Below are 9,527 nucleotides of genomic sequence, written 5' to 3'. Positions count from 1 at the left end.
TGGCGCGTGATGGGGTTGACGATGCAAAGCCGGGAGACCCCGGAGTTACCCTGTGACGTATTTCTGGACCTGGAACAGTGGCAGGCCTTGGCGTGTTATAAGCGCCGAACCCGGACCCCGCCCAAGCGGCCGCCCACCTTGACCCAAGCGACGCTGTGGATTGCCGAACTGGGCGGCTATCAAGGCCGCCGTAGCGGGGGCCCACCGGGCGTGACGGTGGTTTGGCGCGGCCTGCGGCGGCTCGATGACCTGGTGGACATGTGGCTGGTTCTGAACCCGAAAAGCCATAGAAAAAGATGTGGGCAAAGGTAAGGTTAAAAACGGGGGGATTACCCGCGCTTCATTTTATTCAGCATTCAGCAGCCGCACATTCACGCTTCGTGCATATTCGGATGTCCCAGATCCGGATGGCTTCTTCGAGTTTGACTTGGCCTTGATCGACCATGTGGCAGAAGCTCACCCGTGAGGCATAGAGCTTGACGATAAGGGGAACTTCGGGAGTGTCGGTTAGTTGCATTTCCCATTCCGCCGCTTTTTTCGGGTCTTTGCAGTAGTTGACCTCTGGGTTCCATCATCTATGAGGTGTCCACGGAATGGTGGCAGGATCAGTTTTCAGCTAGATATTGAAGCGTGGTCGATCTTTGCCCGTTGTCGGCAACCTGGATCTCCGCTAAGCTCAATTCATTAACCGACGGAGTACAATCATGGCCCTTGTGAAATGTCCCGAATGCGCCGCCCAAATTCCCGATCAAACCGATACCTGCCCCAGTTGCGGCTGGTCCGAAAAACCTGCCCACCCGGTGGAAACAGCCCCGATTTATCGCCTTAGTGGTAAGTTGAAGGCGACTGGCACCGTTCTAGTCGCGGCCAGCATCCTGGCGATCATAGCCGGTGCCTGGTGGGGAGCCGCCTTGTTGTTTCCTGGAGCGGCTTTCTTCATTCTCGGCTGGTTTTTGTAGTCGATTCCTGATTACCGCGCTCTCCCTAGCGCATGACCACCACACGCCAGCACCCGACTAAGAGTTCGCCGTCAATCGTGGACGTTAAACTCCTGGTACTCGTCGATTTCCCATTTATTGGGCAAGGGCGGCGACTGGCGCATAATCCAGCCCTCCTGACAGACAGATAGCCGAATCCTTAAGATTGGGAATTCCGCTGACGATGCTCGGTTCAGGCTATCCAAAAACCGTCATTCAACACCCGCCTCCTCAGCCATAGCCTGACAGGAGTCAGCGCAACTTCGGCAGGTTTGCGCGCATGCCTGCATTTGCGGATCATTCTCGAACTGCTCGCAACTGTCCCCGCATTGCTCGCATGTTTCTGCGCAGACTTCGCAGGTTAGCGTGTGTAGATCGGAACCGCGGAGCATAAAGTTCGCGCTAGTCTGACAAATTTCGGCGCAATCGAGGAGGAGTCGAATATGATCGGCCTCTGCATGCGGTCCTCCTTTTTCCAAACAGTGAGTTACCGTTTCCAGGCAAATGGAGTGGCAATCCAGACATTGTTCAATACAGGATTGCATGGAACCAGTTGAAGACACGTCTTGAGTCAGCATATCGGTACCTCTCAAACTTCGAGTCAACGGAGTACTTCGAAATAGGATGAAGGCGATATATTCACTTTTGAATAGGTAATAGTACGCAACTCGACACGATTTTTTCATCGATCTAATTCGATTTCGCAGCAGACAAAAAGAGATCCCTTATAGCCTGAACTAGACGTTTTTCGGAAACTCTAACTGACAACATAAGCTTGTCCTCGGAATCCGCGGAGCGGAATTAAAAATACCGAGTTGCCGCCGTCCATGGAGGCGGCATCTTTAGTTCGAGGGTAAGTAAGTAGGGTGTTTAGTATTGTTATTAAGGAGACGTGTCATGGTTCAGACTTTCGCCAAAGTGTTCGGCATCTTGTACGTCATAGTAGGTATTCTTGGCTTTATTCCGGGTCTTGTGCAGCCGATTGTAGGCGGTCCCGAGTTAGCTGTAGAGGCTGGCTATGGCAGATTGCTTGGCATTTTTCCCGTTAATTTAATTCATAACTTGGTACATATAGGCATTGGTGTTTGGGGTATTCTTGCCGCGCGGAGTCTTCCTCGGGCCGTGACCTTTGCGCGTGCCAACGCGGTGATTTTCGGTGTGCTATTCCTGTTAGGGCTTATTCCGGCGACGAACACGCTGTTCGGACTGGCTCCAATATATGGGATTGACGCCTGGCTGCATTTATTGAGCGCAGCAGTAGCGGCATACTTCGGGTTTGCCGGCCCGGCACGGGTACACGCCTGGCATACGTAAATTGCCAACCGCTCAGGGTATTTGAGCACCCGAGCATTAACTAAAGGCGATAACTCAACGAATGGCCGCGAGATGGCGCGTCGCGCGGCCATTCGTTAATTGCATCGCGGTCTCGGCTTAACTATGTTCTATTCGACGAGTCAAACCAAGACCACGGGACAGGCCGCGGCCTCCGAAATGGCTCTACTTAAATCGCCATCTTGGCGCTTCACCACCAGCAAACGGCAACCGGTGCGCCGCATCGAATGCAACAGATTCCGAGCATCAAACGGATGGACGGTGACAAATCGTACGGACGCGCTTTGGACACAGCATTTCAACGTCTGCCGTTTCAATGTTTCTGATTCGGCGTCCGTCTTTGCGGGAAGGGCAATATAAAGCCGGCTAGACTCCAGTTCGGCTAATTCGACAGCCATCTGTAAGGCACGTTCAGACTCTCTAGAGCCGTCGAACAAAACCCAAATAGGGCACGTAGAAGACTTTTGAGTCGTGCTGTCTCTATACGCCTCACATCTCCTGGAAAGGAAAACGATGTCGACTTGCTCAATCTGCGACATGACTGCGGAAACGAAATGTCCGCGCACTGTCTTGAAACTAACGTCGACTTGCAGGCTTTCATTCAGGCGGTAGAGCGCCTGCTGAACTTGTTCGCTTCTAGAACGTAAGGCGCGCATCAGGCGCAGCTGATCCACTTTACGCTCAGCGGCGCAAATACGATCCACTTCCATTGCGAAGGGAAGTTCAGCCAAATTAATTAGATTCGTCTCCTCCACATAAACTGCCATAAGCCGGGCCTGCTTTCGCGCAGCCAGATGCGCCGCCAATTCGAGCATACCCATATCATGTCGCAGCACGTTCAGAGCGACGACAACACGTTCGGAGATAGGAGCATCCTCAGCCATGATTATCTTTCTCCCCGGCTTTTTCTTGGCTCCTGAGCTCCTTCTGGATGTCCATCCACTCCTTGAGCCGCCTTTCGATACGGCCGTTGATGCTATCTAGCGGAAATGCGCCTGTGATATCACGTTCACCCACCGACCTATCCATCAGCAGTTCCAGCGCCTGGTCCACGGTGTCGACGGCGTAAACATGAAATGTGCCGGATTCCGCAGCTTTGACGATATCGTGACGCAGCATGAGATGTTTGACATTGGCGTTGGGAATGACAACGCCCTGCTTTCCGTTGAGCCCGGCCGCTTTGCAGATGTCGAAAAAGCCTTCGATCTTCTCGTTGACCCCGCCAATGGGTTGAACCTGTCCGTGTTGATTGACCGAGCCGGTTATGGCGAGCGACTGACGGATCGGCAAATCCGCCAGAGACGACAAAATCGCGCTAAGTTCCGCCACGGACGCGCTATCACCCTCGACTTGGCCGTAGGACTGCTCGAACACAAGGCTGGCGGCCACTGAGAAAGGCTGGGTTTTCGCGTAGCGCTGAGCCAGGAAACCGGACAGAATCATGACGCCTTTGCTGTGAATGGCCCCTCCCAGTTCGCTCTCCCGTTCGATGTCCAAAATTTTACCGGCGCCGAGTCGCGTGGTGGCGGTGATGCGGGAAGGTTGGCCGAAAGCAAAATCACCCAAACTGACAACCGATAGCCCATTGACTTGCCCGATCACTGCGCCCGCGGTGTCTATGAAAATCGTTCCGCGCCGGATGTTCTCGTAGATCCGCTCGCGGAGCCGATCAGCCCTACGGATCTGGTGATCGATCGCGGCTTGCACGTCATCCCGCGTGATGACAGAACGTTGCACTTGCGCCGCCCAGTGGTCGGATTCTTTGAGGAGATCGTCCAAACTGCGCAGATGAGTGGACAGCTTTTCCGAATCCTCCACCAAGCGAGCGGCATGTTCCACCACTCGGATTACCGCGTCCTTGTCCAGCGGCCGCAATTGGTTCCGTCGAGCCAGGCTGGCGATCAGGCGAGCATATAGCGCGTTTCCGTCTGCATCGCGATCGACCGTTTCTTCGAAATCCGCGGAAACTTTGAAGAGTTCGCGAAATTCGGGATCATAGACATTGAGCAGGTAGTAAAGAATGCGATCCCCGATCAGAACGATCTTTAGATTCACAGGAATCGGTTCTGGTTCAAGGCTCGACGTGCTTATCACGCTCAGCGTTCGCTCTAAGGACTCGATGCGGATTTCGCCTGATTCAAGAATGCGTTTCAGACTGTCCCAAGCGAAAGGCTGCATCAGCAATTTCCGAGCGTCCAGGATCAAATAGCCGCCGTTAGCGAGATGCAGCGCACCGGGTTTGATCATCGTGAAATCCGTGATCAGCGTTCCCATATAGGCTTGGTATTCGACCCGTCCGACGAGATTGTTATGGCTGGGCAAGCTCTCGAATATAACCGGCGCATGTTTGCGCTCGCCATGATCGACCAATAGGTTAACCTTGTAGCGCAGGAACGGACTGGGCCGCGGCGCATGTCCGGTCAACGCCGCCATGCCGCCTTCCTGCTTCGGGAAAAAATCTTCCGCGTGGTCGATGATTTCCCTTTGGGCCTCGTCCAAATATTGGACGACACCGGGAATGGCTTGATAACGGGCCTTCAGGTCGTCCATCAAATGGTTGACGGCGAATTCGGCGATTTCCCGATTCAGCGCTTTTAGCTTATCTTTTGCTTCCTTGCGCCACGCGGGAAACTGTTTCAAAAGCCTCTGCAACTGGTGGCGTAAATCCGCTACCGCCTCCTGAATCTGTTGCTGCTGATGCTCCGAGAGCTTTTGGAATTGCTCGGGGCCCAGCACCTCGCTTTTTTTGTCTACCGGAGCAAACGCAAATCCGGTGGGCGTTTCAATCAAAGCGATGTCGTGCTCCAGGGATTTCCGGCGTAGCTCATTGATGGCATTGACCTCGCGTTCCTTCGCTTCCTCCTCGATTTCCTCCGCGCGGTTGCGGTACTCCTCACCCTCGAAGGCGGCCGGAATGACGGTGCTGAGTTCCTCGATAACCTGCTCCATGTCACGGGCGAAGCAAGGTCCCTGACCGGCCGGCAATTTCAGAGCCTTGGGTTTCGAGGCCTCGGCGAAATTGTTCACATAACACCAGTTGTCGGGTACCGGCTGGTTTTCAGCTTCACGGCTGACGATTTCTGTAACCGCCGCCAACTTTCCAGACCCGCTCGGACCTAGCGCGAAAATGTTGTATCCCTTCTGGGCAATGGAGATGCCGAATTGAATGGCATCCAACGCGCGCTCCTGGCCTATCACTACGCCAATATCCGCCAATTCGTCCGTGGTGGAGAAATCGAATTCCCGTGGATTGCATGCTTTGTAGAGAACACTCGCTGGGAGAGGCTGTCGGTGGTTGCCCATGGAATTACTCAATTCTTCAAGAGGATTGTCTAAAATAATTAGATACGTCAACAAGAGTGGCAATTTCTCGTTTGCGACCCTACATGGTGAGTATACTTTCTAAAGGACGACTTCTCCGCGTACTACTCAAAAGCCTTAATTCTTGGGCAAAGATCAGCATGCAGCTCTCCAAATAATAAGACAATGTTAATTATTTCCCCGAGCCTGGTAAGCTCACGCTAAAGGGCAAACCCATCAAGCGCTGTGGAGAGTAAGTGCGACGGAAATATGGGTGGCGATCGTGATATGAAAAGGCATATCTTTGCTCATTCTCCCTCACGGTGACGAGCATGCTATAGCCCGGATTTCTTCGGGCGTGGCTTAATGGCAACCAAATGGCGTTGATGACAAAAAAGGTGCTAATCGCGATAATTTGCCCCTTTTAATTATCGCGCGGGAATTATGTGGTTTAAGAACCTATCTCTATTGCGTTTTACCGAGCCGTTCAACCTGGACGTTGCGGAGTTCGAACAACAGCTCGATCAGCGCCGCTTTCGTCCTTGCGGCAGCCTGGAGCCCGTCAGTTACGGCTGGTGCGCGCCTCTCGGCAAGGATACCTTGCCTCTGGTGCACGCCACCAACGGATTTCTGATGGTCTGCGTTCAAAAGGAAGAGAAAATCGTTCCCGCCTCAGTAGTCAGCGAACTTCTGTCGGAACGGGTAGCCGAAATCGAGGACCGGCAGGGGCGGCCGATGCGCCGGAAAGAGCGGGATGCTCTACGCGATGAGGTCATGCAAGATCTATTGCCCCGCGCCTTCAGTCACAGTCGCCGCACCTACGCGTACATCGATCCGAAGGGCGGGTGGCTTGTCGTGGACAGCGCCAGCGCCAAGAAAACCGAGGAAATCGCTTCGCTGCTACGTCAGAGTCTCGGATCGTTGCCGGTGGTTCCACCTGCGACCCATGAGCGTCCCAGCGCGATTATGACTCACTGGATTACCGAAAGCGCCTTACCGTCCGATATCACTTTGGAAAGCGAGTGCGAATTGCGGTCTCCGGAAGAAGACGGGGGCATCGTGCGTTGCCGTCGCCACGACCTTAGCGCACCGGAGATACAGAATCACGTTGAAGCCGGTAAAGAGGTCATCAAATTGGCCATCACTTGGAACGACCGTCTAAGCTTTGTTTTGGACGAGGCGCTGGGTATCAAGAAACTCCGTTTTCTGGACTTGGTTCAGGAAGAGGCGGCAGATGTCGAGACCTCCGATCCGGTAGAGCGCTTCGACGCGGATTTTGCAGTCATGAGCCTTGAATTGGCGGCATTCCTGCCGCGCTTGATCGAACTCTTTGGCGGCGAAAATCTTCAAACTAAACAACCCGTGGTGCAGGAATAACGCAATGTCGCGAAACAGAATTAAACCGGCGTATTTCAAAAAACGGACGCTGGGCTGGCTAGTAGTCAGCTTCACGCTTGTTGCTCCGCTGAGTTCTATGGCGGAAGTGTTCGCACTCCCGGCGAACGGCAGCGACCTTATCGGCGAAATTCAATATACGAAGGCGAAGCATGAAGACACGCTCATCGATATCGCCCGGGAGTTCAGCGTCGGACAGGACGAGATCGTCATGGCCAACCCGACCGTCGATCGCTGGTTGCCGGGTGACGGTAAGGATGTATTGGTTCCACGCCAATTTATTCTTCCCGATGCGCCGCATTCCGGTGTTGTGATCAATATTCCCGAGATGCGCCTCTACTACTATCCGGCTCAACCGAAAACAAAAGCGACGCAGGTTATTACCTATCCGGTCAGCATCGGCAGAATGGATTGGCGTACGCCGTTGGGAGCCACCAAGATCGCACAGAAAGTGAAGGACCCGGTTTGGAGGCCGCCGGAAACCATCAAGGAGGAACATGCCCGCGATGGGGATATTCTGCCGGACGTGGTTCCAGCGGGGCCTCTTAACCCACTCGGCCGTTTCGCCCTAAGGCTGGGCGTTCCCGGCTATCTTATCCACGGCACCGGCATCGACAAAGCCTACGGCATCGGAATGCGGGTCACCCACGGGTGCATCCGGATGTATCCGGAGGATATCGAGCGGCTTTATCCGTTAGTCAACGTAGGTACCCCGGTCCACTTGGTTAATCAGCCGGTCAAGCTGGGCTGGTCGGACGGGACTTTATATATGGAAGTCCATCAGCCGTTGGACGAGGACCGTATGACTTACGAGCAGCTTCTCGACTCGGCTATGGATATGATCGAGAAAAAAACGGCCAGACAACAAGTGGTACTCGATGGCGCGGCGCTGAAACAAGCGCTACAGCAGCCAAGCGGTGTTCCGGTCGCGATCTCGAAGTCTCCCGATCCGATTCCCGAGCCGACTCAGGCTTTGGGCGGTACATAGCCTTCTGGCATGTGCGCTCCGCCGCCAAAGAGAAATTTCTCGCGCTCTTTCGCAAGGAATTGTCGTGCTTCGGGCTCGAAAGGCGTGAGCCGGTGCTCGTTGATCAGCATGGTCTGGAGTTTAAGCCATTCCTGCCATGCCTGAACGGAGATGTTGTCAAAAATCCGCTGCCCTTCCGCTCCCGGGAAGGGCGGTTTCTCTAAACCTTCGGCTTCGATTCCCAAACGTGCGCATTTAACCCGTCGCGTCATCAGCTACCCCTTAAGTAATGCCTTAAAACTCAATTCGATTCGTTATCGCGTCATCCGCTTCCGCTCACTCCGGGGGCTCCGCCGCCGGCCGTTGCCCGGCAACATCTTCCACCAGTTTTAGTACCGGCGCCGGGAGGCCGGCAGTGTCATCCGGTTTGAACCATCGCCAGGGCGACGTTTCGCCGATTCCGTAGTACTCGGAATTCGTGCAAGCCACCAGCGGAACAAAATCCAGATGGTAATGCGAGAAAGTATGCCGGCGTTGAGGGAGGTGCTCAAGTTCGGAACAATCGATATGCCGTTTGGCGCACCAAGCGAACACGTCGTCCTCGTCATCAAACTCCGGCACGCTCCAAAGACCGCCCCAAATCCCAGCGGGTGGGCGCTTTTCCAGATAAAACGCACCATGGGCATTTTTTAACACCAACATAAAACACCGCCGGACAGGCAACACCTGCCTTGGCTTCGGCACTGGGATGGCATCGGTTCGTTTAGATTGAAACGCCATGCAATTCAAGCTGACCGGACAGGCGGAACAGGCCGGTTTCCGCTTGGCGCACACGGTCGCTCCAATATCCATCATGGCCTGGTTGTAGTCGGCCACCCGGGTCGCGGGCGTTAATTCTTCGCTGAGTTGCCATAGTGTAGCGAGAACCTGGGAGTCGCCGGGCCAGCCTTCGATGCCCCGATATCGGCACAGGACCCGCTTGACGTTACCGTCCAGTATCGGCGCACGGATACCCGATCCAAGACTCAGGATCGCTCCGGCCGTGGAGCGGCCGATCCCGGGCAAAGCGCTCAGTCCTTCAAGAGTGCACGGCAACTGCCCATCATGCTGCTCCACGATTATCCGGGCCGTTCGGTGCAAATTACGCGCGCGCGCATAGTAGCCGAGCCCGGCCCAAAGCGTGATAACCTCGTCCAAAGACGCTTCAGCCAGCGCAGCGACATCAGGAAAGTGCGCCATAAAGCGCTCGAAGTACGGGATAACCGTCACAACCTGGGTTTGTTGAAGCATAATTTCCGAGACCCAAACCCGGTAAGGTGTTCGGTCAATTTGCCAAGGCAGTTGCTTGCGTCCATATTGGTCGAACCAGGCAAGAACGGCGGCTCGGAATGTTTCATTTTGCATACAAATCTATTGTCCTGTCCCATTAATACGTAGCATAAATCTTGCTTAATTTCTGGGTGTCTTTAGATTTGAGGAGATACCCAATGAAAAACGGCCGCCCGAAAGCCGAACTGGTCATCACACCCGCTGAACGCGAACAACTGGAGGCACTG

11 protein-coding genes are annotated in these 9,527 nt (G+C 54.4%); 5 read left to right on the top strand and 6 right to left on the bottom strand.

Going from position 1 to position 9,527, the window contains the following annotated elements:
- On the top strand, nucleotides 1–312 hold a 312-nt coding region (locus VEB01_RS01110), incomplete at its 5' end, for an IS4 family transposase (RefSeq protein ID WP_324872263.1).
- A gap of 37 nt (nucleotides 313–349) precedes the next feature.
- Here VEB01_RS01110 and VEB01_RS01105 read toward each other — a convergent pair.
- Entirely contained in the window at nucleotides 350–517 is a 168-nt protein-coding gene (locus VEB01_RS01105; protein WP_324872262.1) for a hypothetical protein, read from the bottom strand.
- A 187-nt stretch (nucleotides 518–704) separates the two neighbouring features.
- On the opposite strand from VEB01_RS01105, the gene VEB01_RS01100 reads away from it, so the two are divergent.
- Nucleotides 705–959: a hypothetical protein gene (locus VEB01_RS01100; RefSeq protein WP_324872261.1), complete on the top strand. Its 255-nt coding sequence runs from the start codon at nucleotides 705–707 to the stop codon at nucleotides 957–959.
- 230 nt (nucleotides 960–1,189) lie between these two features.
- On the opposite strand, the gene VEB01_RS23265 is transcribed toward VEB01_RS01100, so the two are convergent.
- On the bottom strand, nucleotides 1,190–1,522 hold the full coding sequence (locus tag VEB01_RS23265) for a four-helix bundle copper-binding protein (protein ID WP_475441219.1): 333 nt from the start codon (nucleotides 1,520–1,522) through the stop codon (nucleotides 1,190–1,192).
- Nucleotides 1,523–1,874: 352 nt separating this feature from the next.
- Between VEB01_RS23265 and VEB01_RS01095 the strand changes: the two genes are divergently transcribed.
- Nucleotides 1,875–2,291, top strand: coding sequence for a DUF4383 domain-containing protein (locus VEB01_RS01095; RefSeq protein WP_324872260.1), 417 nt, complete (start codon nucleotides 1,875–1,877; stop codon nucleotides 2,289–2,291).
- A gap of 140 nt (nucleotides 2,292–2,431) precedes the next feature.
- Here the strand turns inward: VEB01_RS01095 and VEB01_RS01090 are convergent, their stop codons facing one another.
- Both VEB01_RS01090 and VEB01_RS01085 read right to left on the bottom strand, forming a co-directional pair.
- On the bottom strand, nucleotides 2,432–3,193 hold the full coding sequence (locus VEB01_RS01090; RefSeq protein ID WP_324872259.1) for a universal stress protein: 762 nt from the start codon (nucleotides 3,191–3,193) through the stop codon (nucleotides 2,432–2,434).
- Nucleotides 3,186–5,612 carry a Lon protease family protein gene (locus tag VEB01_RS01085; RefSeq protein ID WP_324872258.1) on the bottom strand — a complete coding sequence of 809 codons (2,427 nt, stop codon included), beginning with the start codon at nucleotides 5,610–5,612 and terminating at the stop codon, nucleotides 3,186–3,188. Before VEB01_RS01085 ends, VEB01_RS01090 begins: the two co-directional genes overlap by 8 nt.
- 441 nt (nucleotides 5,613–6,053) lie before the next feature.
- Here VEB01_RS01085 and rdgC point away from each other — a divergent pair, with 441 nt between their 5' ends.
- The gene (gene rdgC / locus VEB01_RS01080) at nucleotides 6,054–6,986 is read left to right on the top strand and encodes a recombination-associated protein RdgC (protein WP_324872257.1); all 933 of its coding nucleotides are present in this window, start codon (nucleotides 6,054–6,056) and stop codon (nucleotides 6,984–6,986) included.
- Between the two features lie 4 nt (nucleotides 6,987–6,990).
- Complete coding sequence (locus tag VEB01_RS01075; protein WP_324872256.1) at nucleotides 6,991–7,992, top strand: L,D-transpeptidase family protein; 1,002 nt, start codon at nucleotides 6,991–6,993, stop codon at nucleotides 7,990–7,992.
- On the opposite strand, the gene VEB01_RS01070 is transcribed toward VEB01_RS01075, so the two are convergent.
- Both VEB01_RS01070 and mutY read right to left on the bottom strand, forming a co-directional pair.
- Entirely contained in the window at nucleotides 7,971–8,243 is a 273-nt protein-coding gene (locus VEB01_RS01070) for an oxidative damage protection protein (RefSeq protein WP_324872255.1), read from the bottom strand. The two genes, VEB01_RS01075 and VEB01_RS01070, sit on opposite strands and share 22 nt — an antisense overlap.
- A 64-nt stretch (nucleotides 8,244–8,307) precedes the next feature.
- Entirely contained in the window at nucleotides 8,308–9,375 is a 1,068-nt protein-coding gene (gene mutY / locus VEB01_RS01065; RefSeq protein ID WP_324872254.1) for an A/G-specific adenine glycosylase, read from the bottom strand.
- Nucleotides 9,376–9,527: the final 152 nt, after the last annotated feature.

It is taken from the genome of Methylocaldum sp., from assembly GCF_035627495.1.
Classification (GTDB): domain Bacteria; phylum Pseudomonadota; class Gammaproteobacteria; order Methylococcales; family Methylococcaceae; genus Methylocaldum.
Note: the sequence above shows the minus strand (reverse complement) of the source record. Positions and strands in the feature narration are given on the sequence as shown.

Coding starts and splice junctions, on each gene's coding strand:
- VEB01_RS01105 (WP_324872262.1), bottom strand. CDS start 517: ATGCAACTAACCGACACTCCCGAAGTTCCCCTTATCGTCAAGCTCTAT.
- VEB01_RS01100 (WP_324872261.1), top strand. CDS start 705: ATGGCCCTTGTGAAATGTCCCGAATGCGCCGCCCAAATTCCCGATCAA.
- VEB01_RS23265 (WP_475441219.1), bottom strand. CDS start 1,522: ATGCAATCCTGTATTGAACAATGTCTGGATTGCCACTCCATTTGCCTG.
- VEB01_RS01095 (WP_324872260.1), top strand. CDS start 1,875: ATGGTTCAGACTTTCGCCAAAGTGTTCGGCATCTTGTACGTCATAGTA.
- VEB01_RS01090 (WP_324872259.1), bottom strand. CDS start 3,193: ATGGCTGAGGATGCTCCTATCTCCGAACGTGTTGTCGTCGCTCTGAAC.
- VEB01_RS01085 (WP_324872258.1), bottom strand. CDS start 5,612: ATGGGCAACCACCGACAGCCTCTCCCAGCGAGTGTTCTCTACAAAGCA.
- rdgC (WP_324872257.1), top strand. CDS start 6,054: ATGTGGTTTAAGAACCTATCTCTATTGCGTTTTACCGAGCCGTTCAAC.
- VEB01_RS01075 (WP_324872256.1), top strand. CDS start 6,991: ATGTCGCGAAACAGAATTAAACCGGCGTATTTCAAAAAACGGACGCTG.
- VEB01_RS01070 (WP_324872255.1), bottom strand. CDS start 8,243: ATGACGCGACGGGTTAAATGCGCACGTTTGGGAATCGAAGCCGAAGGT.
- mutY (WP_324872254.1), bottom strand. CDS start 9,375: ATGCAAAATGAAACATTCCGAGCCGCCGTTCTTGCCTGGTTCGACCAA.